26 protein-coding genes are annotated in these 22,822 nt (G+C 61.6%); 4 read left to right on the top strand and 22 right to left on the bottom strand.

Annotation, left to right across the window (positions count from 1 at the left end; genetic code table 11):
* The 4 genes from VJ604_RS05165 to VJ604_RS05180 all read right to left on the bottom strand — a co-directional run.
* Nucleotides 1-1,004: ATP-dependent 6-phosphofructokinase (locus tag VJ604_RS05165; protein ID WP_324080309.1), on the bottom strand; the 1,004-nt coding region annotated here is incomplete at its 3' end.
* A gap of 260 nt (nucleotides 1,005-1,264) precedes the next feature.
* Nucleotides 1,265-1,771, bottom strand: a complete 507-nt coding sequence (locus VJ604_RS05170; RefSeq protein WP_324080310.1) for a chemotaxis protein CheX — start codon at nucleotides 1,769-1,771, stop codon at nucleotides 1,265-1,267.
* Between the two features lie 83 nt (nucleotides 1,772-1,854).
* Nucleotides 1,855-2,817, bottom strand: coding sequence for an HD-GYP domain-containing protein (locus tag VJ604_RS05175; RefSeq protein ID WP_324080311.1), 963 nt, complete (start codon nucleotides 2,815-2,817; stop codon nucleotides 1,855-1,857).
* A 112-nt stretch (nucleotides 2,818-2,929) separates the two neighbouring features.
* Nucleotides 2,930-3,112, bottom strand: a complete 183-nt coding sequence (locus VJ604_RS05180; protein ID WP_324080312.1) for a MerR family transcriptional regulator — start codon at nucleotides 3,110-3,112, stop codon at nucleotides 2,930-2,932.
* 260 nt (nucleotides 3,113-3,372) lie between these two features.
* On the opposite strand from VJ604_RS05180, the gene VJ604_RS05185 reads away from it, so the two are divergent.
* Entirely contained in the window at nucleotides 3,373-4,341 is a 969-nt protein-coding gene (locus VJ604_RS05185; protein WP_324080313.1) for an HD-GYP domain-containing protein, read from the top strand.
* A gap of 57 nt (nucleotides 4,342-4,398) precedes the next feature.
* Here the strand turns inward: VJ604_RS05185 and VJ604_RS05190 are convergent, their stop codons facing one another.
* The gene (locus VJ604_RS05190; RefSeq protein ID WP_324080314.1) at nucleotides 4,399-4,845 is read right to left on the bottom strand and encodes a glutaredoxin domain-containing protein; all 447 of its coding nucleotides are present in this window, start codon (nucleotides 4,843-4,845) and stop codon (nucleotides 4,399-4,401) included.
* A gap of 2 nt (nucleotides 4,846-4,847) precedes the next feature.
* Nucleotides 4,848-5,210 carry a S41 family peptidase gene (locus tag VJ604_RS05195; protein WP_324080333.1) on the bottom strand — a complete coding sequence of 121 codons (363 nt, stop codon included), beginning with the start codon at nucleotides 5,208-5,210 and terminating at the stop codon, nucleotides 4,848-4,850.
* Between the two features lie 206 nt (nucleotides 5,211-5,416).
* Between VJ604_RS05195 and asnS the strand changes: the two genes are divergently transcribed.
* Entirely contained in the window at nucleotides 5,417-6,802 is a 1,386-nt protein-coding gene (gene asnS, locus VJ604_RS05200; RefSeq protein ID WP_324080315.1) for an asparagine--tRNA ligase, read from the top strand.
* A 256-nt stretch (nucleotides 6,803-7,058) separates the two neighbouring features.
* Entirely contained in the window at nucleotides 7,059-7,448 is a 390-nt protein-coding gene (locus VJ604_RS05205) for a hypothetical protein (RefSeq protein ID WP_324080316.1), read from the top strand.
* Nucleotides 7,449-7,639: 191 nt separating this feature from the next.
* On the opposite strand, the gene VJ604_RS05210 is transcribed toward VJ604_RS05205, so the two are convergent.
* The 4 genes from VJ604_RS05210 to hpnJ form a co-directional block, all read right to left on the bottom strand.
* Nucleotides 7,640-8,392, bottom strand: coding sequence for a DUF3108 domain-containing protein (locus tag VJ604_RS05210; RefSeq protein ID WP_324080317.1), 753 nt, complete (start codon nucleotides 8,390-8,392; stop codon nucleotides 7,640-7,642).
* 88 nt (nucleotides 8,393-8,480) lie between these two features.
* Nucleotides 8,481-8,861 (bottom strand): EamA family transporter, encoded by a 381-nt coding sequence (locus VJ604_RS05215; RefSeq protein ID WP_324080318.1) that lies wholly within the window; start codon nucleotides 8,859-8,861, stop codon nucleotides 8,481-8,483.
* Entirely contained in the window at nucleotides 8,854-9,720 is an 867-nt protein-coding gene (gene hpnK / locus VJ604_RS05220) for a hopanoid biosynthesis-associated protein HpnK (RefSeq protein ID WP_324080334.1), read from the bottom strand. Before hpnK ends, VJ604_RS05215 begins: the two co-directional genes overlap by 8 nt.
* 5 nt (nucleotides 9,721-9,725) lie before the next feature.
* The gene (hpnJ, locus tag VJ604_RS05225; protein WP_324080319.1) at nucleotides 9,726-11,147 is read right to left on the bottom strand and encodes a hopanoid biosynthesis associated radical SAM protein HpnJ; all 1,422 of its coding nucleotides are present in this window, start codon (nucleotides 11,145-11,147) and stop codon (nucleotides 9,726-9,728) included.
* 293 nt (nucleotides 11,148-11,440) lie between these two features.
* On the opposite strand from hpnJ, the gene VJ604_RS05230 reads away from it, so the two are divergent.
* Entirely contained in the window at nucleotides 11,441-12,196 is a 756-nt protein-coding gene (locus VJ604_RS05230; protein ID WP_324080320.1) for a phosphorylase family protein, read from the top strand.
* Between the two features lie 116 nt (nucleotides 12,197-12,312).
* Here VJ604_RS05230 and ptsP read toward each other — a convergent pair whose 3' ends face one another.
* The 12 genes from ptsP to VJ604_RS05290 form a co-directional block, all read right to left on the bottom strand.
* Nucleotides 12,313-14,076, bottom strand: coding sequence for a phosphoenolpyruvate--protein phosphotransferase (ptsP, locus tag VJ604_RS05235; RefSeq protein ID WP_324080321.1), 1,764 nt, complete (start codon nucleotides 14,074-14,076; stop codon nucleotides 12,313-12,315).
* Entirely contained in the window at nucleotides 14,057-14,323 is a 267-nt protein-coding gene (locus tag VJ604_RS05240) for an HPr family phosphocarrier protein (RefSeq protein WP_324080322.1), read from the bottom strand. Before VJ604_RS05240 ends, ptsP begins: the two co-directional genes overlap by 20 nt.
* A gap of 66 nt (nucleotides 14,324-14,389) precedes the next feature.
* Nucleotides 14,390-14,785, bottom strand: a complete 396-nt coding sequence (locus VJ604_RS05245; protein WP_324080323.1) for a PTS sugar transporter subunit IIA — start codon at nucleotides 14,783-14,785, stop codon at nucleotides 14,390-14,392.
* A gap of 6 nt (nucleotides 14,786-14,791) precedes the next feature.
* Nucleotides 14,792-15,649 (bottom strand): RNase adapter RapZ, encoded by an 858-nt coding sequence (gene rapZ, locus VJ604_RS05250; RefSeq protein WP_324080324.1) that lies wholly within the window; start codon nucleotides 15,647-15,649, stop codon nucleotides 14,792-14,794.
* Between the two features lies 1 nt (nucleotide 15,650).
* The gene (hprK, locus tag VJ604_RS05255; protein WP_324080325.1) at nucleotides 15,651-16,601 is read right to left on the bottom strand and encodes an HPr(Ser) kinase/phosphatase; all 951 of its coding nucleotides are present in this window, start codon (nucleotides 16,599-16,601) and stop codon (nucleotides 15,651-15,653) included.
* A gap of 92 nt (nucleotides 16,602-16,693) precedes the next feature.
* Nucleotides 16,694-17,236, bottom strand: coding sequence for a ribosome hibernation-promoting factor, HPF/YfiA family (hpf, locus tag VJ604_RS05260; RefSeq protein ID WP_324080326.1), 543 nt, complete (start codon nucleotides 17,234-17,236; stop codon nucleotides 16,694-16,696).
* A gap of 59 nt (nucleotides 17,237-17,295) precedes the next feature.
* Nucleotides 17,296-18,846: an RNA polymerase factor sigma-54 gene (gene rpoN, locus VJ604_RS05265; protein WP_324080327.1), complete on the bottom strand. Its 1,551-nt coding sequence runs from the start codon at nucleotides 18,844-18,846 to the stop codon at nucleotides 17,296-17,298.
* Between the two features lie 177 nt (nucleotides 18,847-19,023).
* A complete protein-coding gene (lptB, locus tag VJ604_RS05270; protein ID WP_324080328.1) occupies nucleotides 19,024-19,764 on the bottom strand; it encodes an LPS export ABC transporter ATP-binding protein in 741 nt (246 codons plus the stop codon).
* The gene (lptA, locus tag VJ604_RS05275) at nucleotides 19,742-20,230 is read right to left on the bottom strand and encodes a lipopolysaccharide transport periplasmic protein LptA (protein ID WP_324080329.1); all 489 of its coding nucleotides are present in this window, start codon (nucleotides 20,228-20,230) and stop codon (nucleotides 19,742-19,744) included. The genes lptB and lptA overlap by 23 nt, the downstream gene beginning before the upstream one ends.
* Nucleotides 20,230-20,805: an LPS export ABC transporter periplasmic protein LptC gene (lptC, locus tag VJ604_RS05280; RefSeq protein WP_324080330.1), complete on the bottom strand. Its 576-nt coding sequence runs from the start codon at nucleotides 20,803-20,805 to the stop codon at nucleotides 20,230-20,232. The genes lptA and lptC overlap by 1 nt, the downstream gene beginning before the upstream one ends.
* 390 nt (nucleotides 20,806-21,195) lie before the next feature.
* Nucleotides 21,196-22,125, bottom strand: a complete 930-nt coding sequence (gene fcl, locus VJ604_RS05285) for a GDP-L-fucose synthase (protein ID WP_324080331.1) — start codon at nucleotides 22,123-22,125, stop codon at nucleotides 21,196-21,198.
* Nucleotides 22,118-22,822 (bottom strand): GDP-mannose 4,6-dehydratase (locus VJ604_RS05290; RefSeq protein WP_324080332.1); only part of this gene is annotated, 705 nt, incomplete at its 5' end. The genes VJ604_RS05290 and fcl, both read right to left, overlap by 8 nt.

The following is a 22,822-nucleotide window of genomic DNA, read 5'->3' on the forward strand; positions in this document are numbered from 1 at the left end:
AATTCACCCTTGTTGATCATTTCGGCGCAAGCGGTTCCCAGCCGCGTGGCGAGCAAACGGTCTGCCGCGGAAGGGGTTCCACCGCGTTGAAGGTGACCGAGAATGGTGAGGCGCGACTCCAGCCTGGTCAACTCTTCCAACTGCTGGGCCAGGCGCAGACTCTTGCCCGGCATGTGTCCTGCGGCGACGCCTCCTTCCACCGGCCCTTTTTTCTGCTCCTTCTGCTTACCCCCCTTGCCCTTCTCCTTCTCCTTCTCCTTGTCCTTTGCCTTGGCGGCCTCCGCCTTCATGGCCTCTTCCAGCGACATGGCACCCTCCGCGACGGCGATGATGCTGAAGCCCTGCCCGTTGTGGCTGCGCCGCAGGATGGCGGCGGCCACCTTCTTCACGTCGTAGGGGATTTCCGGGATCAGGATGACGTCTGCGCCGCCGGCAATCCCCGCCCCCAGCGCGAGCCAGCCGGCCTTGTTGCCCATCAGCTCCAGGATCAGGATACGGTGATGGCTGTGGGCGGTGCTGTGCAGGCGGTCGATAGCCTCGGTGGCGATGCCGAGGGCGGTATCGTAGCCGAAGGAGACGTCAGTCATGGCGACGTCGTTGTCGATGGTCTTGGGAAGGGTGATCACGTTCAGCCCCTGCTTCATCAGGTGGTAGGCGTTTTTCTGCGTGCCGCCCCCTCCCAGGCAGACCAAGGCATCCAGGTGGTGCTTCCGGTAGTTATCGACGATGACCTCGGTCATGTCCATCATCTTGCCGGCCACCGGCATGGCGAAGGGCTTGTCACGGCTGGTGCCCAGGATGGTGCCCCCCATGGTGAGGATGCCGGAGAGCGCCTTGGAATCGAGCAGTTGGGTCCGGTTCTCCATCATCCCCCGGAATCCGTCGCGGAAGCCAAGCACCTTCATGTCATAGCGCCCCAAAAGCGCCTTGCCTACCCCGCGGATGGCCGCGTTGAGGCCAGGACTGTCACCACCGGAAGTCAGAATGCCGATCATTTTGCTCATGGGTTCTGGTCCTTTCTGTTGTAAAGGTTATCGAGCGTCGAGCCGTCGTAATCACGGCAGTTACGCAGGGCATCATGTGATCAGGATATTATGACAGATAACCGACGTTTAGGGAGGCGACTGCGGGTAAAAGGGAAGGCAGGTGGCAGCTTTCAGGTAAGGGAAGCGCGGTATCTTCGACGAGACTTCCCTCACCCCTGCCCTCTCCCGGAGGGCGAGGGTGGGTTGGCAGGGGGATTGAGAAGGAGGAGAAGGATGATTTACATGTACACCATCACCCGGAAGGAGATCCTGCCGTCCATGGTGGTGAAGGGGATGGTGACCCCTTTGCACTGCACGCTCATGCTGCCGTCATCTCCCTTGCGCGGGGCGTCGGCGACTTCGGCGATGGGACGGATGCGGCCGGAGACCACCAGCGGCAGACCGAGGGCGACGCTGCCGTACTGCTCGTGATACTTGGTCTTGAAGACGCCGGCGATGTTGTTGGTGACCTCGCCCACCGCGTCGTTGATCGATTCCTCGTCCGCCTCCTCCAGCATGAGGAGTTCCTTGGCGAGCTGCTCGGCCGAGCCCCGCTCGGTGGCCACCAGTATGTAGCCGACCCGGTCGCCTGCCACCCCCACGATCCCCACCACGTCGCTTTGCATCGGGTTGATCTTCTTCTCGACCTTGCCGGCGAAGATGTCGGTCCCCATGTAGCTCTTAAAGGTGTCCTGGGTGGCGGACATGATGGTGAACATGATCTCTTCGAAGCTGATGGTCGCCATGGCGTCCTCCCCCTCGCGGCCCGATTGCCGCGGCTGTAACGTTGGTGCTACTGTTTCACCGGATCACTGGGAACCGGTGCCGATCAAAGGAATTGGGCCGGGTTGTCGGTGCAGACGATGCCGTCCAGCACGTCGAGCAGCCGTTCGTTGAAGGAATCCTTCATCTCCTGCTTCATGAGGTGTACGGCCATCGATGGCGAGAGCGCCTTCCTGCAGGTGCGGTCGATGGTCAGGTTGCAGTAGACGTCGCAGATGGCGGCCACCTGGGCGCTGCGCGAGATGGCCATCGCCGTCAGCCCGTGCGGGTACCCCTTGCCGTTATTGCGCTCGTGGTGGTGACGGACGACCCCCAGCGAGATGTCGGAAAGCCTGGTGTGCTTCTTGAGGTACTGATACCCCTGTTCCGGATGGTTGCGATAGGCGCTCAGCTCGGCCTGGCTCAGCTTGCCGTCCTTGTTCAGGATCTCCTGGGAGAGGAAGACCTTGCCGAAATCGTGCAGCAGAGTGCCGATGCCGACGTCCAGCATCTCGTCGTGAGACAAGAGGTAGGCCTCGGAGTGCAACAGCACGGAAAGGGCCGCCACCTGCAGGCTATGGACGAAGGTGTAGTAGTTGTGGGAGATGACGCTCTCCAGGGATTGGAGGCTGTTGCAGTCGCTGGAGAGATACTTGAGGAGGTTCTCTACCAGTCGCCTGCTGCGCGAGAAGTCGGAGACCTTCTCGGGGTGCTCGAACAGGTCGCCGACGAAGTTGATCGACGTCTGGTAGATGATCTTGCCCTTGGTCTGGGAGTTGAGTCTGTCGTCTTTGAGGATGCTGTCCGCGTTGTTTTCCATGAAGGTGGTGATCACTTCCAGGTCCTGCGGACTCACGAAAAGGACGTCGACGTTGTTCTCGATCAGGCGGGTTGCGTCCTGCTTGGAGAAGTTATGCCCGTGACTCTTGTACAGGATGAACTTGCCGCCGCTACGGATGTAGAGGGCGACGTCCGGAAAAACTTCGGCCTGAATGGTTTCGATATTGACGGGTACGTACAGCTCACCCATTAACCACCTCCGTCGGATAACTCGCGCCCGCTTGACATTTGGCGGACACAGTTACCATATCGGCAGGGCAGCCAACACCTTGAACCATCAGGCCGATTTTTAAAGGGGTTTTTCAGATCCCGGTCAACTCTTCGATTTTCAGCTCCACGTCGTCGCCGTTCACCCGGGCTATCTCCCCGTTTTCGTCTTCGGTCCTGATCACCCCCTCCGAGATCCAGACCCGCAGCCGGTCCTCTTCCACTCCGAACTTCGCTACCGCTTCTTCGATGGTGTACCAGGTCTTTGTTACCAGCATGAGCCGCCCCCTTGGTTTCCGGTTGAGCTGCCGCTTCTCCCATGAGAGGGGGGCAGCCGAACATCTTCCGCCTTGGATGGTACCGCTGTTAACCTTGTTGTCAAGCACCCTTAGCCAAGCTCGCGGGCGCTGCCAATCTAATGAAGTTCCGGAGGGTGTACCTGAATCGGGGGGCCGGCGTGCCTTTTCCCTTTAATGATCGGTAGAGCTGCCGATAAGGAAGGCTGAAGGTTTAATGAGCGACGAGCGGGGCGATGATGATGGTGAAGGAAAGAGTGCAGGAGACGGTCCTGTTCGTGGACGATGAGGAGAACTACCTCGCCTACACCAGCAGCATCTTCAGGAACAGAGGGCTGGACATCCTTACCGCCAGTTCGCCGCTGGAGGCACTGAAACTGGTCCAACGGCAGTCGGTAGCGGTGGTGGTCTCGGACAACGAGATGCCCGGCATGCGCGGCGTCGAACTGCTGGCACGGATCAAGGAGCTCTCCCCGCACACCGTGAAGATCATGGTCACCGGGCGTGCCGACCTTTCCACCACGCTGGAGGCCATCAACAGCGGCGAGGTCTTCCGTTTCGTGCTGAAGCCGTGGAAAAGTGCCGACATGATGCGGGCGGTGAAGGACGGACTGCGACGCTACCGGGTGCTGCAGTCACTCAAACGGGAGGACGAGTTCATCCTCTACTCGCTGGCCCAGACCATAGAACTCAAGGACGCCTCCACCAAGGGGCACTGCGACCGGGTTGCAACCCTGGCGCTGCAGCTGGCAGAGGCCTTGCGGGTGCCGGAGGAGGTCCGCCGGCAGATCAGGTACGGGAGCTGGCTGCACGACTGCGGCAAGATCGGCGTCCCGGAGGCCATTCTGAACGCGGAGCGGGGGTTGAGCGAGGAGGAGTTTCAGGTCATCAAGAAGCACCCGGAGTGGGGTCGCGAAGTGGTGCGGAAGGCGAATCTGTCCGGCACGGTTCAGGAGATAGTGCTGTACCATCACGAGCGCTTCGACGGCAAAGGCTACCCTTTCGGGCTGGAGGGGGAAAAAATCCCACTGGAGGCACAGATCGTCTCGGCCGCCGATATCTGTGATGCCCTCACCATGGACCGTCCTTACCGGAAGGGGCTCAGCCGGGACGAGCTCTTCAGCACTCTTGGCACAATGAAGTCGAAGAACCTAGCCCCATTGCTGGTGGACACCCTCTTCGACATTCTCAGAGAAACGGAGCCGCTCTAAGTTCTCTGTTAATGTTCTACGTTCAGACCCTTCTGACCGGCAGCGATTTCCATTCTGTCATTTCTTGTATCTCTCCAGCGTTTTCTCAAAGCTCTTCTCGTCGAACCCCCTGATTATCTCCTGGTCATCGCCGATCACGATCACCGGTACTCCCTGGCTCTTGTACTTGCTGGTGAGCAGTCTGTAGGCTTCGCTGTCGATCTCCACGTCGCGGTTGATGAAGGGGATGTTGTTCTTGGTGAAGTACTCCTTGGCGGCCTTGCAGTGCGGGCACCAGGAGACGGAGTAGAGTACTATCTTGGGATAGACCAGGGCGGGAGCGATGTGCTCTGGGAGTTGGGTCTGGGAGAGTGGGACACTCAGCGTGCTGACACTGCGAGAAGGGGGAGCAAGGGAGCTTTGGGAGCTCAGCGTGCTTTGCGGCAGAGAACCGGGACTGGTCGAGGCCGCCAGGGACGGAATGCTCAGACACAAAGCCAGGACAACTGCAGCAAAGAGTCTCATGGTTACTCTCCCTTTTGTTTTTTCCTCGCCTCCGGCAGCGTCAGTTGCCGCCGTATCATCCTGAAAGAGATCGGCTTGGCGGTTCCCGGCCGGCTCACCCTGATCAACACCGGCGTCCCCGCACGGCCCCTCAGGTGATGTTCCACCATGTCCTTGAAATTGCTGCCGAAGGTGGACGTGCTGTCGATCTGGGTGATGATGTCGCCCGTCCTCATCCCCGCAAGCTGCGCGGGCCCTCCCTCCACGAGTTGCCTCACCACGATGGTGCCGTCCGCCCTCGGTACGCCGTCGATCCCCACCCCGCCGAAATTCACCGACGAGTTGGCCGCCAATCCGGGCCCCGCCACCATCAACAGGAAAATCATCGCCAATAACAGTCTCATCATGGCTCTCAAATTATACGAGGCAGAAAGCGGTGTCAACGTGGTTTTGCCGGCACTGCAATCTCCAACTTAACGGGGATGGACAGGATGATAGGGATAAAGGCAGAACAGGTGTAAGCATTTTGCCCCTACCGCCCGGATATGCTATAAATAATGAATCCTACAACACCGATAGCGGAGTAGCCACTATGACTGGAAGAATTCGGGTGAAACAGGCACTGGCCGAGGGTCGCGCCGGGCAGGAGTTCCTGCTCAAGGGATGGGTGAGAAGCGTGAGGACCGGCAAGGGGGTCACCTTCATCGCCCTTAACGACGGCTCCTCGCTGGCGGGGATACAGGTGGTGGCGGAGCCGGAGCTCCCCAACTTCGACGAGGTGAGCCGCCTGGGGACCGGAGCCGCCATCGCGGTGGGAGGTGTCCTGCAGGAATCGCCGGCGGCAGGCCAGGCCTTGGAGCTGAAGGCGCTCCGGGTCGAGGTCGTCGGGGAGGCGGACCCAGAGTACCCGATGCAGAAGAAGCGCCACAGTTTCGAGTTCCTGCGCACCATCGCCCACCTCAGGCTGCGCAGCAACACCTTCGGCGCCGTCTTCCGGGTCAGGTCGGCGCTCGCCCAGGAGGTCCACCGCTTCTTCGCCGAGCGCGGCTTCCTCTACGTGCACACCCCCATCATCACCGCCAACGACTGTGAAGGTGCGGGTGAACTCTTCCGGGTCACCACCCTGGATCTGGCCAAGCCCCCTCTGGTGAACGGGGAGATCGATTTTTCCGAGGACTTCTTCGGCAGGGCCACCGGTCTCACCGTCAGCGGCCAGTTGGAAGGGGAACTCTTCGCCCAGGCCTTCTCGGATATCTACACCTTCGGCCCCACCTTCCGGGCGGAGAACTCCAACACCTCCCGCCACGCCGCCGAGTTCTGGATGATCGAGCCGGAGATGGCCTTCGCCGATCTCAACGATGATGCCGACCTCGCCGAGGCGTTCATGAAGCGACTCTGCACCTTCGCGCTCAACAGCTGCGACGAGGAGATGAAGTTCTTCAACGCCCAGATCGACAAGGGGCTGATCGAGCGGATCGAGGGGGTGGCTACCGCCAACTTCGCCAGGATGGACTATACGGAGGCCATTGAGAGGCTGAAGAAGGCGCCGGAGAGCTTCCAGTTCCCGGTGGAGTGGGGACTCGACCTGCAGTCGGAGCACGAGCGCTACCTGACCGAACAGGTGGTGGGAGGGCCGGTCTTTATCGTCAACTATCCCAAGGACATCAAGGCCTTCTACATGAGGATGAACGACGACGGGAGAACGGTAGCCGCCATGGACCTGCTGGTCCCCAAGGTGGGCGAGATCATAGGCGGCAGCCAGCGCGAGGAGAGGCTCGACCGGCTCACACAAAGGATGATCGACACCGGCATCGCCCCGGAATCCCTCTCCTGGTACCTCGATACCAGGCGCTGGGGCTCCACGCCGCACGCCGGCTTCGGCCTCGGCTTCGAGCGCCTGATCATGTACCTGACCGGCATGGATAACATCAGGGACGTCATCCCATTCCCGAGGACACCGAAACACGCCGAGTTCTAGACATCTCCGTTTCCTCGGTTACCATTTCCCAACATCCCCACGGCCCTCCCCTTCACCGGGAGGGCCATTTTATTTCCAGCCATTTCACCACATTTCCCCGCCATTTCACCATATAGCCGTTATGGTCTCCGCTCAGAGGCGCGCCGCTGCTGCCTTTCAGGCCGCAGTGCTGCTGGCATGCATCGAGCAGACAGTGGGCTTCCTGCCGATATCGGCGAGCTGCGTGTGAAATGCAATGTTCAGGAATGGAATGAGGATGGGGAAAACTGTTTGGAAGAGCGGGCGGGTTGAAACCGCCTTGGGAGCCCTGGTCGCCGACGGCTGCCTGAGCGTCGCCTTCACCGCGCATCTGTTGGCAAACGGCGGAGCAACACTGGCTTTGGCCGATTACCTCGTGATGGCGTTGATCCTGGCCGTGCTGCTGACGGCATGTTGGGTGATCTGTCTCGAGTACTGGTCGGCGAACGGAGAATCGGCGGACAGCGTCAAGCGGCTGAGGATCAAGGAACTGAAGGAAGGGGCCGCCATCGAGTTCGACGGCAGGAGCTACCGGGTCGACAACATCAACCGGGGCAAGGGGGAAATCCTGATCGCCAGAGTGGGAAGCCCCGGGCGGATCATCGTACAGATCGAAGGAGAAAGTTGAAGGAGGCTCGACAGCGCCGCATCAACAAAAAGGCTGATCAGGGAAACTCGGGGAAGGGTACAGTCGGTTGAGAGCTTGATAAGTCGGTAGAGGATCCCCCAAACAAGTCATTCCGAAATCCGCGCTGAACCAGCAAAAAAGGCCCCAAGCAGCTCTGCGCTTGGGGCCTTTTCTCATTGGATGGGGAGCCGTCACTCCTCGACGTTGGGCCAGTAGCTCCCGCCCACCAAGGTGGCGGTGATCTTGCCGATCTTCACCTTGGTGGTCATCTTCACCGGGATGCGCTTGTCATCGTCGGTGAGCCAGACGGTGACGTCACCGGTCCTGGCGAAGAAACCGTCGCACTTGAGCAGCGGCTTCACCACGATGGTCTTGAAGCGCCCCAGTGGTGTCTTCACCTCTTCCCGCCCGACCACCTGCACCTCCGTATTCCAGAGCCGCTTGCAGTCGTAGATGTCGATGAAGATGGACTTGCCGACCACCAACTCCATATTACGCACCATGTAGACGCTGGAGAGGCTGTCGAAGGTCCTCTGGCTGACCATATCGACCCTTTCCGTCTTTTTCAGATGGTCCTTGAGCTCGACCTTGCTGTTCCGGGAGTCGAAGTGGACTTCCTTGTGGGTGTGGAAGCCGCCTTCGTTGATCTGCTCCCGGTAGTACTTGGGCACCATCAACTCGGCGCCCTCGTTTTTGGCGAGCACCGATTCGACCCTGTCGTTCACCTTGAAGAAGGCGTTCAACCAGCTTGCGGAGCGGGTGGTGGAGACGATGTGGACGTCGTTGCCTTTGGTGGTAACTTCCTGCACGGCGGTGGCGGCTTTCACCCCGGTCCAGCTGACGTCGTAGACAAGCCTTTCAGACGGGGTAAGGGCGAGGGCGCGTCCAGCAGAGAAGGGAACCAGCAAAAAGGTGCAAAGGGCCAACAGGGTGAGCTTTTTCATGGCTACAGCTTAGCGAAAAGGCGCACATCTTTTCAAGTTTAAAATGATGCGCGGATCCCTGCAAGTAGTGAATGCAGCGTTGAAAAGGTCAGGCACCACCACTTTTTGTGATCATCATCACACCTATGGCGACCAGCACGGTGCCCGCCCAGCGCAGCGGGCTCACCATCTCGTGCAGGAAATACTGGGAAAGGAAGGCCACCAGGATGTAATTGAGGGCCTGCATGGGGAGGGCGACCGAGAGGTCTTCCCAGGAGAGGACGGCGAGCCAGAGGAAGAAGAAAACGGCGAGGAAGCAGGTGCCGAAAACCAGCTTGGGCGAGGTGAGCGCCTGCAGGAAAACGTTGAAGATCGTCTTCAGGTTCATGGTGGAAAGGTCCCCGAGTTCCTTCATGCCGCGGGCCAGCAGCAGGTCACCGATGGTACCGGCGGTCACCGCCATCAGCATGACGACCACAGTCTTAAGCATAGCTTTTCACCTCTCCACGATAGTTTCTCAACGTGATGCCGAGCCTGGCCATCTTCTCCATCACCTTCCGGCTGGTCAGTGCCACAAGCTCGTCATCGTGCCGGTAGGTCGGCATCCAGCGGTCCAGTTCCGGGCAGGGGCGGCACCCCGGATGGAAGTAGATCTCGCTGAGCCCTTCATCCAGGCTGTCCAGGGCGCTCAGCAGGTAATCCTCGGTCATGCGCCCGGAGTTTAAAAGCCCCTTCACTTCGCCGGCGTAGCCGAGGCCGAGCCGGTCCAGCATCGGGCGGCAGCGCTTCGCCAGAGAGGCGAAGATGAAGGCGTCGGCACATTTGCCGAGCACCCTCTGGCGGTCGACCGCCAGGTTGGCGGAGAGGTTCTCGCGCGACAACCGGAAGCTCTGGATGCCGTACTTGGGCATCAGCTCGCAGAGGATGTCGAAGACCACCGGGTGCATGTGGATGTTCAGGTGCCCGTCGACATGGCTTAGGGGGAGGCCGGTATCCAGGAAACGGGTGATCTGCGCCTCGATCTCGCGGTAGATCTTCTTCCTGAGCGGCTTGAGGAAGAAGTAGCGCATCCCGGCCATGACGGGGTCGTTGCCGAAGTTGCCGTCGGCATCGGCCAGGGGCGGCAGCCCGCCACGCTCCAGCGCGGAGCGCCCCTGCACCAGGGTCAGGTGCAGCCCCACCTGCAGGCCGGGATTCTCCTTGGCGAGAGCAACGGCCTCCTCGAAGGCGAGGCCACCCACCATGAGCGAGGTGCTGGTGAGGATCCCTTCCTGCCACGCCTTGATGATGCCGCGGTTGGCACCGCTGGAGAGGCCGAAGTCGTCGGCGTTTACGATGAGCTCTTTCAGCCCCATTACATCTTCATCTCTCTGCGCTTCTTCATGTACTCGAAGTACTGCGCCCCTTCCTTCAGCAGGCGCTTGCGGGTCTCCGAGTCGATGATCATCTTGAAGATGCTCCGCAGGATGTAGCGCGGACGGAAGTAGAACTTCTTGTAGAACATCTCCACCGCGTCGAAGATCTCCTGGTTGGAGAGGTTCGGGTAGTTGATGACGCACTTCTGGTGGCCGTCGGCATCGAGGAAGCTGTCGGAGGCGATCCAACCTTCCTTCTTGGCCAGGGCGTAGAACTCGGTGCCCGGGTACGGCGAGGCGAGCGAGACCTGGATGGAGTCGAGGTCGAGCGAGATCGCGTACTTGATGGTCTCCTGGATGGTCTCCCGGGTTTCGCCGGGAAGCCCCATAATGAAGGCACCGTGGATGGTGATGCCGAGCTTCTTGCAGTTGCGGGTGAACTCGATGGCCTGCGCCTTGGTCACCCCTTTCTTGATGTTCTTCAGGATCTGCTCGTTGCCGGACTCGTAGCCGACGATCACGTGATGAAGACCGGCGTCGCGCATCTCCTTCAGCGTGTCGTAGTCGCAGTTCGCCCGGGCGTTGATGACCCAGGAGACGTTGAGCGGCTTGATCAGCCGGGAGACTTCTACAGCGTGCCGCTTGTCGGCGCTGAAGGTGTCGTCGTCGAAGGAAATCTCCCTCACCTGCGGGAGGTTCTCCTTGATCCACTTCACTTCCTCGTAGACGTTCTGCGGGCTCCTGGTCCTCATCTTGTGGCCGGAGTAGGTCTGCGGCCAGAGGCAGAAGACGCAGCGGGCCGGGCAGCCGCGGCTGGTGTAGATGGAGACGTACGGGTGCTTGATATGGGGGATTATGTACTCCTCCACCGGAAGGTCCCGCTTGTAGATCTGGCTGGAGAACGGCAGGCTGTCCAGGTCGGTGAGAAGCGGCCGGTCCTTGGTGTGCACGGCCTGGCCGTCTTTCAAGAAGCTGATGCCGTCCACCTCTGCCCACGGTTTGCCCTGGCAGAGTTCCACGATCTGGTAGTCGAACTCGCCCCGGCAGACGATATCCACCGCGCCAGCCGCGAAGCGGAGGCTGTCCTCGGGGAGGATGGTGACGTGCGGGCCGGTGAGCACCGTGACCGTGGAGGGCTTTTGCGCCTTGATCTTACGGGCAGTCTCCACGTCGATGGCGAGCGTCGGGGTGGAGGTGTACATCACCACCAGGTCGAAATCCTTGGCGATGGCGAGGCAGGCGTCCATGTCCAGCTTCTGCACGGGGGCGTCCACCACGCGGGAGCCCTCGATCATGCCGGCCGGATAGGTGAGCCAGGTGGGGAACCAGAAAGAGGTCACCTCGCGGGAAGCCTGATAACGCGCGCCGGCGCCGCCGTCGAAATCCTCGAAGGTCGGCGGATTTAGGAATAGGGGTTTCATATTAATACGTCCCTCCAGGGGTGTGACAAATCAGAAAAAACAATCCGTCACAATAAGGCCGCGACTGGTTTTTGTCAAGGCTAAAGCCCCAGCATCTATTAAGTTGCGGCGGCCGGAGGGGTCTGTTAAAGTGCCCCATTGCCTGCGCACCCCATCCTCACCCTGTCCCTCCCCTTGAAGGGGAGGGGACGCTGTAGGACCACGCCCAGAAGGATGATCTCCCGCCATCGCGTTCCCCCCTTGATAAAGGGGGGACAGGGGGGATTGCTTTTTCCGGTCAGGAGCCAGAAACCATGAACAAAGATTGCATCGGCGTCATCGCCGCCATGCCGGAGGAGATCGCTCCTCTGCTTGGGCGGGTACGGGATGTCCGGAAGGATAAAGTCGGTGGCTTCAACGTCTACCGATTCAGCACGGGCGGGGGAACTCCGGTGGTACTGGTAGAGTCCGGTATGGGTCCCAAGCACGCGGCTGCCGCAACGAAGCTTCTGATCGAGCAGGAATCACTCCGCGTGATCGTCAACTTCGGCTTTGGCGGTGGGGTGCTGCCGGGTCTGGAGGTCGGTGAACTGGTGCTGGCTGAACGGGTGTTGCTGCTGGAGACTGGCGGAGTGAGCGAGGCGGCAGGCTGCGACCCGGCTCTCTGCGATCCGCTGATCGAGAGTTGCCGGTCCGCCGGCATCGCGCTCAAGCGCGGCACCTTCATCACCGCGGCTTCGATCATGAACAAGAAAGAGGTCGCGGAGAAGTTCCCGGGGATGACGAACCCGGTGCTGGAGATGGAGACTGCTGCGGTGGCGGCGACGGCTAGGCGGGCGGGGATCCCTGTTGTGGCGGTGAGGGGGATAAGCGACGCGGCGGACGAGGAGTTGGGCTTTTCGCTGGAGGAATTTTGCGACGCCGAACTCAACATCAGAATCGGCCGCGTTCTGTGGTGCCTGGCGAAACGCCCCTGGATCATCCCTCAGCTGTTAAGACTTGCCTCAAACACTAAGAGGGCCGGCAAGATGCTGGCCCCCTGTCTGGAACTTTTGCTAGAGAAAATCTGAACAACCCCATCCTCACCCTGTCCCTCCCCTTGAAGGGGAGGGGACGCGAGGGCAACTTTCATCTTACGGTGGGGATTCACCCTCCACCCTTCACCCTTCACCTTTCACGGAATCTATCAATCGAAGCTCTCTGAGAAGCGGGCGGAGATCTCCCCTTTGAGGTACGACTCGGCCTCGCTGGCGGTGCGGAAGGTCAGCACCTTGCGGGCCACCTCCTGGGCGGCCTCCATGGTGCAGCGTCTCAGCACCTTCTTGACGCGCGGGATGGAGACGGCGTTCATGGAGAGCTCGTCGAAGCCAAGCCCCAACAGGACCGGGAGGTACTGGGGCTCGCCCGCCATCTCGCCGCAGATGCAGGCTTCGATGCCGGCCGCGTGTGCGGCATCCACCACCGTCTTCAGGGAGCGGAGCACCGCCGGATGCAGCGGCTCGTAGAGTGTGGAGAGGTGCTCGTTGGTGCGGTCGATGGCCAGGGTGTACTGGATGAGATCATTGGTGCCCACGCTGAAGAAATCGACTTCGGCCGCTAACAGGTCGGCGATCACCACCGCGGAGGGGATCTCGATCATGATACCCACCGGCAGCTCCTCGTCGAACGGATGGACGCCGCGCAGCTCGCGCTTGGCCTCCTCGAAGAGCGCCTTGGCCGCCCGCACCTCGTCGATGCCGGAGACCATCGGGAAGAAGAGTCGTACCTTGCCGTAGGCGCTGGCACGCAGGATGGCGCGCAGCTGCGCCTTGAACGCCTCCGGCTGGCGCAGGGAAAGCCGTATGGCCCGCACGCCAAGGGCGGGGTTCATCTCGTCGGTGAGGTTCAGGTCGTTGAGGCACTTGTCGCCCCCCACGTCCAGCGTCCTGATGGTCACCGGCCTGGGGGCCATCATCTTCACCACCGTAGAGTAAGCCTCGAACTGCTCCTCCTCGCTGGGGAGCGCCAGGCGGTTGAAGAAGAGCATCTCGGTGCGGTAGAGGCCGACCCCCTCGCCGCCGTGCCGGTTGATGCCGGCGATCTCGTCGACGAACTCGACGTTCCCCTTGAGCCGCATCCGGTGCCCGTCCAGGGTCTCCGCCGGCAGGTCCCTAAGCTTCAAAAGCTCCTGCTCGATGTACTCGTAGCGGTGCTTGAGGCTCAGGTACTCCTTGAATCTTTCGTTGTCGGGATTGATGATGATGGTGCCGGTGGCGCCGTCCACGATGGCCAGCTCGCCGTCGGTCACCTCCTGGGTGATCTTCTCGAGGCCGACCACCGCCGGGATCTCGAAGGAGCGGGCCAGGATGGCTGAGTGGGAGGTCTTCCCCCCCAGGTCGGTGGCGAAACCGATCACCTGGGACTTGTCGACCTGCAGGATGTCGGCCGGGGAGAGGTCGTGGGCCACCACGATGACCTTGCCGTCCCCCAGGCGGGTGATGGGCTCCTGGTTGGCGCCGACCATGGTGCGCAGTACCCGCTCGACCACGGTCTCCACGTCGTTGCCCCGCTCCTTCAGGTAGTCGTCCTCGACCGCCTGGAAGAAGTCCTTGAAGCGGGCCAGGGTGCGCTTGAGCGCCCCCTCGGCGTTGATGCTGAGGGTCTCGATGTAGCGGGTGGTCTCGCCGACCAGCATGCTGTCGTCGAGCAGCATCAGGTGCGCGTCTATCACGCAGAGGTGCTCGGGGCCGTGGGTGGCCGCCAGCTGGTCCTTGAGGGTCGCCAAGTCGGACTTGGCCCGCTCGATCGCCTTGGAAAGCCGCAGCAGCTCGTCCGGGATCTGCTCGGTGGCAACCGGCATCTCCATGACCGTCACCCGACGCCGGTCGGTGATACGGATGGTGCCGATGGCGATCCCCGCCGAGGCACCTATCCCTTTGAACTGTCTGGGTTCACTCTTCTCCGAAGCCATTGCGGATCAGATCCCCCAAGGAGGCGAATGCCTCGGCTTCATCAGCCCCCTCGACCTTCAGCACGATGGTGCTCCCCTTTGCAGCAGCCAGCATCATGATCCCCATGATGCTCTTGCCGTTGACCTCGACCCCCTCCCGCTCTATCTTGATGTCGGAGGCGAAGCGGCTGGCGGTCTTCACCAGCAGCGCCGAGGCCCGGGCGTGCAGCCCGAGCTTGTTGGGTATTACGAATTCCCCTTGGATCATAGAGAACCTCATCCTCACCCTGCCCCTCCACCTGAAGGAAGGGGACGCTGGAGGCGGTTTTTCAGGTTATTTTTTCAGGTAATCGCCGGCGACGGAGATGCCGTCCCGGCCGCTGTCTCTCAGCTTCAGGGCCAGGTCGTGGACGCCGCAGCGTGCGCGGTCCTGGGTGAAGCGGATCAGCATGGGGAGGTTCACCCCGGTCACCACCTCCACCTTCCCCTCCTCGAGGAAGGAGAGGCTCATGTTGGACGGGGTTCCGCCGAACATGTCGGTCATCACCACGCAACCGTCGCCGGAGACTCTGCCGACGGCTTCCTTGATGGCGTCCATCACCTCGGTGGCTGATGCGCCGGCGTCCACGCCGACCGCCTCGGCAAGCTCGAGTTTCCCTACTATCATCTCCGCCGCGGCCAGAAGTTCCCTGGCCACCCCGGCGTGCGCTACCACCAGCAATCCGATCATCTCTGCCTACCCCTTGTCGATGTCCCTGTGGGTGATTTTAATATTGACGCTTCTCTGCCTGAAGTAGTGGTACAGCTCCTCGGCGATGGCTACCGAGCGGTGACGTCCGCCGGTGCAGCCGATGGAGACCGAGAGGTAGGATTTCCCCTCCCGGCAGTACCCCGGCAACAGGTACTCCAGCATGCTCCGGAAGCGCTCCAGGAAACCGATGGTCTCCTCCTGGCTCAACACGAACTCCTTGACTCCCTGGTCCAGCCCGGAAAACTGCCGCAAGCCCGGCACGAAGTAGGGGTTGGGGAGGAACCGGACGTCCATCACCAGGTCCGACTCCAGCGGGATGCCGTAGCGGAAGCCGAAGGACTGCAGGTTCACCTGCATCTCCATCCCCTTCTCGCCCCCCATCACGTTCTGGATCACCACTTCTTTCAAGCGGTGCACGTTCATCTCGGAGGTGTCGATGATGGCGGTGGCGATGCGCCTCAAGCCCGCCATCTGATCGCGCTCGAAGCGGATCCCTTCGGGAACGGTCCCCCCCTCCAGGGCAGGGTGGCGGCGCCTGGTCTCCGAGAAGCGCCTGATCAGCACCTCGTCGGTGGCGTCGAAGAACATGATCTTGATGGTGTGCCCAGCCTCGGCGAGCTTCCGGAAGACCTCGTCGTACCCCTTGATGAAGTCGCGACTCCTGATGTCCATCACCAGCGCCACGTCTTTTATGTCCTCACGGGAGTGCTCGGCGAGTTCCACGAAGGTGGCCACCAGGGAGACCGGCAGGTTGTCCAGGCAGAAGAATCCCTCGTCCTCCAGGGCGCGCACGGCGGTGGATTTTCCGGAGCCCGAGAGCCCGGTGATGATCACGATGCGCATGTCATTCCACCTCGTTCCCCAAAGGTCTCACCTCGATGCGGGCCAAAAGCTTCTCGTGGAACTCGCGGGCCGAATGGTACCCCATCCCCTTCAACAGGAAGTTCCTGGCGGCCACCTCGATGATGGAGGTGAGGTTTCGGCCAGGCCGGACCGGGATCTGTAGGTGCGGCAGCTCCACCCCCAGGATGGTCTTGGTCCGGTCGTCGATCCCCAGCCGCTCGTACTCCTGGTTGGCATCCCACTCCACCAGCTCCAGCACCATGTCGATGATCTTCTTCTCCCTGATGGAGGAGACCCCGTACAGGTCCTTGATGTTGATGATCCCCAGGCCGCGGATCTCCATGTGGTGCTCGATGGACTCCCCTGCCTGGCCGACCAGGGCGGCGGGCATCTTCTTCTTGATGTGGATCACGTCGTCGGCCACCAGCCGGTGTCCGCGGATCACCAGGTCAAGCGCGCACTCGCTCTTGCCGATGCCGCTCTTGCCCAAAAGGAGCACCCCCACCCCCAGCACGTCCACCAGCACGCCGTGGATGTGGGTGGTCGGGAGCAGGCTCTCCTCCAGGAACTTGGTGATCAGCGAGATGAAGGTCGAGGACTGGTGATGGGTGACCAGCAGCGGGATGTTGGCAGCCTGGGCAGAATCCTTCAGAAAGCTGGGGGGATCGAGCGCCTTCGTGATGATGAAGCAGGCGATGGGAAAGCTGCACAGCAGGTCGATGTACTTGCGCCCCTCCGCTTCGGGGAGCTGCAGCAAGTAGGAAATCTCGGTGTTCCCCAGCACCTGGACCCGGTCGGGATGCAGATGTTCGGTGTAGCCGGTCAGCGCCAGGCCTGGTTTTTGGATGCGGGAGCTGTAGAGCCGGTTGGTGAGCCCCGCCTGCCCTCCGATGAGCTGCAGGTCGAGGCCGTAGGCCTTGTCTTCCAGGAGATCCTTGATGGTGAGGCTCATTAGTGTCACTGCTTCGACCTTTCCAACGGCGCCTTAGGCGGGAGAAGGCGAGAGGGAGGCGCCTTAAGGCGCCTCCCCATGTTGCCGGCTGTCTAGGGGTTTTCGGGAGCGATCAGACCGTAGTTGCCGTCTTTGCGGCGGTAGATCACGTTGATGTTCTCGCTGGAGGACTCGGTGTAGACCAGGAAGTCCTTGTGAAGAAGCTCCATCTGCATGACCGCCTCTTCGACGGACATCGGCTTCATCGAGAAGCTGGTGGTCTTGATGATCACCGGCTCCTTGGCTTCTTCTATGCTGCTCGCCTCCACGATGGCCTTCTGCACGGTGCGTGCGCGACCTTCGGTCGGTTTGTGGGCCTTGATGCGCTCCTTGAAGCGACGCAGCTGCTTGTCGATCTTATCGGACACAGCGTCCAGGGAGGCGTACATGTCGTTGCTCTCTTCGGCGGCCTTGATGGTGATCCCCTTGGCGGTGATGGTCACCTCTGCCGAGTGGCGGATCTTTTCAACGGTAAGGAAGACCTGGACGACGATAGGCTCGTCAATATACTTCTTGACCCTCTCCAGCTTTTCCTCCGCGTAACCCTTGAGAGCGTCGCTTGGCTCCATGTGCCTGAATGTCGTAGTGATCTGCATACCTGGTACCTCCCTTTATTGTAAATACACGCGAAAGCCCCCTGCTAGGGACCGTCGCGTCAGAAATGCTTCTTCCGCTCCGACGACGAACCGATCCTCAGCATCTCGCGGTACTTCGTCACGGTGCGCCGTGCAATAACGATGTTGTGGTTGGAGAGGAGCTCTGCCAGTCGCTGGTCGCTGTACGGGCGCTTGGGATCCTCCGAGTCCACCAGCTCCTTGATCTTGCTCTTCACGCTTTCCGAAGCGATGAAGTCCCCCTCCCCGGTGGAGATGCCGGAGTTGAAGAAGTATTTCAGTTCGAAAAGCCCTTGCGGGGTCTGCATATATTTGTTGGTGGTGACGCGGCTGATGGTCGACTCGTGCATGCCGATGTCCTCGGCGATGTCGCGCAGGACCAAAGGCTTCAGGTACTCGATGCCGCGGTCCAGGAAGTCGCGCTGGAACTTGACCAGGCTCTTGGCCACCTTGAAGATCGTGCGCTGGCGCTGCTGGATGCTCTTGATGAGCCAGATGGCGGAGCGCATCTTGTCGCCTATGTACTCTTCCGCCTGCTTGTCGACCGCCCGGCTCGCCTTGGCCTCCGGTGCGTAGAGGGGGTTGATGCGCAGGTTGGGCATCCCCTCGTCGTTCAGCATCACCACGTACTCGTCGCCCACCTTGTGCACGAAGATGTCCGCGGAGATGTACTGGACGTCGTCTGAGCCGAATACCCGCCCGGGTTTCGGGTCGAGCTCGGCGATGATCTTGGAGGCGGTCAGGATGTCGGCCACCTCGACCCCCAGCACCTTGGCGGCCTGCTTGTAGCGGCGCGCCTCCAGGTCCTTCAGGTGGTCCTTCAAGAGGGACTCCACCAGGGTCCCTTCCATCCCCAGGCTCGCCACCTGCAAGAGGAGGCACTCGCGCAGGTCGCGCGCGCCCACCCCCACCGGGTCGAACTGCTGGATGCGCTTCAGGACCCGGCCGGCCAAAGGCGCCAGGATCGTCTCGGCGAAGCCTTCGGTCGCCTCCTGCACCTGCTCGGCGGGGGCATCCTCGGGAAGCCCGGACCAGTCGAAGACCTCCTCGCGGAAGGGGTCCACCACCGCGCAGGCGAGCGCCACGTCCTCCAAGGAGGCACGCAGGTAGCCGTCCTCGTCGATGTTGCCGATGATCTCGGCTCCCACCACGGTCTCCCGCTCGGTGATGCGGGTGAGGGAAAGCTGCCAGATGAGATGGTCGAACAGGGTGGATTTCTTGGTGAGGAGGTTCTCGAAAGAGGGGCGGTCCTCGTCGTCGTAGTACTGCTCGCCCGAGCTGTAGTTGTAGCCGTCGATGTAGGAATCCCAGTCGGCCTCGCGGGTCTCCTCGCCGGCCCGCACTTCCTGGAAGTCGTTGGCGGGGGCCTCCGGCTCCACCTCCTTCTCCCTCAACTCCAGCTGTTCGGTATCACGGACGATCTCGTCCTGGTCGATCACCTCGTCGAGGACGGGGTTTTCCTCCAGTTCCTGCCGTACCACGTCCTGCAGTTCCAAACGGGAGAGCTGGAGAAGCTTGATGGCCTGCTGCAGCTGGGGGGTCATCACCAGTTGCTGACTCAATTTCATCTGCTGGCGCATCTCTATAGCCATAAGTCCTCTTTGACTCCTCGATCGAACAACAAGTTCTACGCTTTACGTGCTCTGTTCTACGTTAAGGCCTATGCCGAGGCACCCTCATGGGAGCCGTGAAATCATCCTTGTAACCATTATAGCCTGACCCGGTACGCTAGGCGAGCCACCATCGTCGCTGTACACCGAGAACCGGTTCTAAAGCCTGAACTTCTCACCGAGGTAGATCTCGCGCGCCTTCTTGCTCTGGGAGATCTGCAGCGGGTCGCCGTATTCCAGCACCTCGCCGGCGCTCATGATGTACGCCTTGTCGCAGACCCCCAGGGTCTCCCTCACGTTGTGGTCCGAGATCAGCACCCCGAGCCCCTTCCCCTTCAGTTCGGTGATGATGTTCTGGATGTCGATCACCGCGATCGGGTCGATGCCGGCGAACGGTTCGTCCAGGAGGATGAAGGCCGGGTCGGTGGCCAGAGCCCGGGCGATCTCCACCCGCCGCCGCTCGCCCCCCGACAGCGCGAAGCCGCGGCTGGAGGCGATATGCTCGATGCGGAACTCGCTCAAAAGCTCTTCCACCCGCTCCCGGCGCCTCACCGTGGAAAGGGGCATGGTCTCCAGCACCGCCAAAAGGTTGTCCCGCACGCTCAAGCGCCGGAACACCGAGGGCTCCTGCGGCAGGTAGCTGATCCCGCGCCTGGCCCTGAGGTACATGGGGAGTCCGGTGATCGCCTCGTCGTCCAGGAGCACCCGGCCGCTGTCGGGGCGGCAGAGCCCCACCACCATGTAGAAGGTGGTGGTCTTGCCGGCGCCGTTTGGCCCCAAAAGCCCGATCACTTCGCCGGAGGAGACCGAGAGGTCGACCCCCTTCACCACCATCCGGCTGTTGAACCCCTTGACGAGCCCTTCGGTCCGCAGCGTGCTACGGCTTGCTTTTGCCGTCATGCTGCTCCCCCGGATGGATGATCGCCTCCACCCGCTGTTTCGGACCGCTGGTCACCACGCTCCGCTGTTCGTTGACGTAGTAGGTGATCACCTTGCCGGTGACCACGTCGTCCCCCTGCACCACCTTGGGCGAGCCGTCCAGGATGATGCGGGCCTCCTTGGGCTCGTAGATACCGTGGGCGCCGGTAGCCTCCCGGTTCCCCTGCAGGATGCGGACGTTGCCGAAGGCCTCCACCTTGGAGAGCTCCTTGCCGTCGCCGCTGTAGCTCACCACCACCTTATCGGCGTAGAGGGTCATGTCCCCCTGGCGGGCGACCACCTTCCCTTCGAAGACTGCGGTCTTCTGCTGGTTGTCGGTCTGCAGGGTGTCGGATTTTATCTTGAGCGGCTCTTTCCGCACGGCCTGGGCACCACAGACGGGGGAAGCGAGCAGCAGCAGTAAAGCGAGCGTGAACAGTTTGCGCATCAGCGGGCCACCTGCGGCCGGTAGACGGCGGTTACATCCTTTAGCAACTTCAACCTCCGGGTCTTGGTCTGAAACTCCATGCCGACACCCTCCAGCTCAAGCCCCCCGTCCACAAAGTGCACGCGGTCGGCGCTTTGCAAGAGCGATCGGGCGGCCAGGTAGGTGATGCGGGGAGCGGTGAACTCGACACCCTTGCTGCCCACCCCGCGCACGTTCCCTTCCAGCAGGACGTCGCGGGTGTTGTTGTGGTACTGGGCGCGGTCTGCGGTCACTTGCAGTTCGCCCACGTGGTCTCCGCCGTCCACGACCAGCTTGACCTTGGAGAGCGAGGTGGTGTCGGTTTCCTTGTTGTAATCGGCGCGCTCGGCCGAAAGGTCCCAGCGCTTGGCCCCTTCTTTGGTCTCGGTATAGTGGATCTTCTGCAAAGAGACATCGACCTGCACGGGGAGCTTCGCCACCCCCAAGTCGGGGGCTTTTCCCTGCCGCAACCGGATGGCGATGGTGGCAATCACGAGAAGGGAGGTCAGGACGGCTAGCACGGCGAGAAATCGCCTGATTTTATTGAGTTTATGCATGATTTCGCCGCAAAGTATATCATCATAAAAAATGGGTGTAAAGCCAATTTTAGGTCGATGGCACTTTTTGGCACAAAGATTGAAGAAGGGTGCAGTTTGGCCGTGCGGAAGTCGCCGAAGGCGCGCTCCACCGGGGTCCGGGAGAGGATGGGGCACCATTTCTGTCACGGTGCGGAAGCAGCGAAAAGCCGTTCGCCCTGAGCTTGTCGAAGGGTGCGTGAAACTTGCACGGCTTACCAGGCCGGAAGCCGTTGGCGATCAGGCTTCGACAGGCTCAGCACGAACGGTTTCACCCCCCCCCAACACTTCTCCGGCATTTAGGTACGAACGGCAAGAGCGGAGGCGGCAGAGCCAACAAGGACCCTGCCGCCGTCACATGTTATCTCCGGCTCAGTGGCGGTTTTCCAGATACCACTGGTAGGTATCTCTTAGCCCCTGGTCCAGTTCGATCCGGTGCTGCCAGCCGAGGGCGTGGATCTTCGAGACGTCGCACAGCTTTCTGGGGGTGCCGTCCGGCTTGGAGGCGTCGAAGACGATGCGGCCATCGAAGCCGACCACCTTGCCTATCTTGAGGGCCAGATCCTTGATGGTGAGCTCCTCGCCGCTCCCCACGTTGATCGGCTCCCACCCCTCGTAGTTCTTCATCAGGAAGAGCGAGGCCTCGGCCACGTCGCTCACATGGATGAACTCGCGGTAGGGGGTGCCGCTTCCCCACACGCTCACCTCTTCCGCCCCGGCGACCTTCGCCTCGTGGAACTTCCTCAACAGCGCGGGGAGCACGTGGGAGGTGGTGAGGTCGAAGTTGTCGTTGGGGCCGTACAGGTTGGTGGGCATGGCGGAGATAAAACGGGTGCCGTACTGGCGATTGTAGGACTGGCACATCTTGATGCCGGCGATCTTGGCGATGGCGTACGGCTCGTTGGTGGGCTCCAGCGGCCCGGTCAGAAGCGACTCCTCGCGGATCGGCTGCGGGGCGAGCTTCGGGTAGATGCAGGAGCTTCCCAGCACCAGCAACTTGGTGACCCCGTTCAGGTAGCTGGAGTGGATCACGTTGTTCTGGATCATCAGGTTGTCGTAGATGAAGTCGGCCGGGTAGCTGTTGTTGGCGACGATGCCGCCCACCTTGGCCGCCGCCAAAAAGACGTACTGCGGCCGCTCTTCCTTGAAGAAGTGGGCGGTGGCCGCCTGGTCGCGCAGGTCCAGCTCCGCGCTGGTTTTAAGCACCAGGTTCCCGTACCCCTCGCGCTGCAGCTCCCTCACGATGGCCGAGCCGACCAGCCCGCGGTGCCCCGCTACGTAGATCTTCGCTCCCTTATCCATTGGCGCGCAGCTCCCTTTCGGCCAGCTCGAGGTCGGCGTCGGTCATCATGTCGACCAGCTGCGAGAAGGAGGTGTTGACCTCCCAACCGAGCTCGCGCTTGGCCTTGGACGGGTCGCCCAACAGCAGGTCGACCTCGGCGGGGCGGAAGTAGCGGGGGTCGATCTCGATCACCACCTTGCCGCTCTTTTGGTCGATCCCCTTCTCGTGCTCGCCGCTCCCCTGCCAGGCAAGGGACATGCCCAGCCGGGCGAAGACCAGCTCGGCGAACTCCCGCACGCTGTGGGTCTCCCCGGTGGCCACCACGTAGTCACCCGGCGTCTCGCACTGCAGCATGCGCCACATCGCCTCCACGTAATCACCGGCAAAGCCCCAGTCGCGCTTGGCGTCCAGGTTGCCCAGGTAGAGACGGTCCTGCAGCCCCAGCTTGATACGGGCGGCGGCGCGGGTGATCTTGCGGGTCACGAAGGTCTCGCCGCGGCGCGGCGACTCGTGGTTGAAGAGGATGCCGTTCGACACGTGCATCCCGTAGGCCTCCCGGTAGTTCACGGCGCTCCAGTACGAGTACAGCTTGGCGGCCGCGTACGGGCTGCGCGGCGCAAACGGCGTGCTTTCGCGCTGCGGCGTCTCGGCCACGGCGCCGAACAGCTCCGAGGTCGAGGCCTGGTAGAAGCGCGTGCTCTTCTCCATGCCCAGCAC

This window comes from Geomonas sp. (assembly GCF_035254065.1).
Lineage (GTDB): Bacteria > Desulfobacterota > Desulfuromonadia > Geobacterales > Geobacteraceae > Geomonas.

Bases quoted from the DNA above. Each gene is read 5' to 3' on its own strand.
- VJ604_RS05170 (WP_324080310.1), bottom strand. From the start codon at position 1,771: ATGGCGACCATCAGCTTCGAAGAGATCATGTTCACCATCATGTCCGCC.
- VJ604_RS05175 (WP_324080311.1), bottom strand. From the start codon at position 2,817: ATGGGTGAGCTGTACGTACCCGTCAATATCGAAACCATTCAGGCCGAA.
- VJ604_RS05180 (WP_324080312.1), bottom strand. From the start codon at position 3,112: ATGCTGGTAACAAAGACCTGGTACACCATCGAAGAAGCGGTAGCGAAG.
- VJ604_RS05185 (WP_324080313.1), top strand. From the start codon at position 3,373: ATGGTGAAGGAAAGAGTGCAGGAGACGGTCCTGTTCGTGGACGATGAG.
- VJ604_RS05190 (WP_324080314.1), bottom strand. From the start codon at position 4,845: ATGAGACTCTTTGCTGCAGTTGTCCTGGCTTTGTGTCTGAGCATTCCG.
- VJ604_RS05195 (WP_324080333.1), bottom strand. From the start codon at position 5,210: ATGATTTTCCTGTTGATGGTGGCGGGGCCCGGATTGGCGGCCAACTCG.
- asnS (WP_324080315.1), top strand. From the start codon at position 5,417: ATGACTGGAAGAATTCGGGTGAAACAGGCACTGGCCGAGGGTCGCGCC.
- VJ604_RS05205 (WP_324080316.1), top strand. From the start codon at position 7,059: ATGGGGAAAACTGTTTGGAAGAGCGGGCGGGTTGAAACCGCCTTGGGA.
- VJ604_RS05210 (WP_324080317.1), bottom strand. From the start codon at position 8,392: ATGAAAAAGCTCACCCTGTTGGCCCTTTGCACCTTTTTGCTGGTTCCC.
- VJ604_RS05215 (WP_324080318.1), bottom strand. From the start codon at position 8,861: ATGCTTAAGACTGTGGTCGTCATGCTGATGGCGGTGACCGCCGGTACC.
- hpnJ (WP_324080319.1), bottom strand. From the start codon at position 11,147: ATGAAACCCCTATTCCTAAATCCGCCGACCTTCGAGGATTTCGACGGC.
- VJ604_RS05230 (WP_324080320.1), top strand. From the start codon at position 11,441: ATGAACAAAGATTGCATCGGCGTCATCGCCGCCATGCCGGAGGAGATC.
- ptsP (WP_324080321.1), bottom strand. From the start codon at position 14,076: ATGGCTTCGGAGAAGAGTGAACCCAGACAGTTCAAAGGGATAGGTGCC.
- VJ604_RS05240 (WP_324080322.1), bottom strand. From the start codon at position 14,323: ATGATCCAAGGGGAATTCGTAATACCCAACAAGCTCGGGCTGCACGCC.
- VJ604_RS05245 (WP_324080323.1), bottom strand. From the start codon at position 14,785: ATGATCGGATTGCTGGTGGTAGCGCACGCCGGGGTGGCCAGGGAACTT.
- rapZ (WP_324080324.1), bottom strand. From the start codon at position 15,649: ATGCGCATCGTGATCATCACCGGGCTCTCGGGCTCCGGAAAATCCACC.
- hprK (WP_324080325.1), bottom strand. From the start codon at position 16,601: ATGAGCCTCACCATCAAGGATCTCCTGGAAGACAAGGCCTACGGCCTC.
- hpf (WP_324080326.1), bottom strand. From the start codon at position 17,236: ATGCAGATCACTACGACATTCAGGCACATGGAGCCAAGCGACGCTCTC.
- rpoN (WP_324080327.1), bottom strand. From the start codon at position 18,846: ATGGCTATAGAGATGCGCCAGCAGATGAAATTGAGTCAGCAACTGGTG.
- lptB (WP_324080328.1), bottom strand. From the start codon at position 19,764: ATGACGGCAAAAGCAAGCCGTAGCACGCTGCGGACCGAAGGGCTCGTC.
- lptA (WP_324080329.1), bottom strand. From the start codon at position 20,230: ATGCGCAAACTGTTCACGCTCGCTTTACTGCTGCTGCTCGCTTCCCCC.
- lptC (WP_324080330.1), bottom strand. From the start codon at position 20,805: ATGCATAAACTCAATAAAATCAGGCGATTTCTCGCCGTGCTAGCCGTC.
- fcl (WP_324080331.1), bottom strand. From the start codon at position 22,125: ATGGATAAGGGAGCGAAGATCTACGTAGCGGGGCACCGCGGGCTGGTC.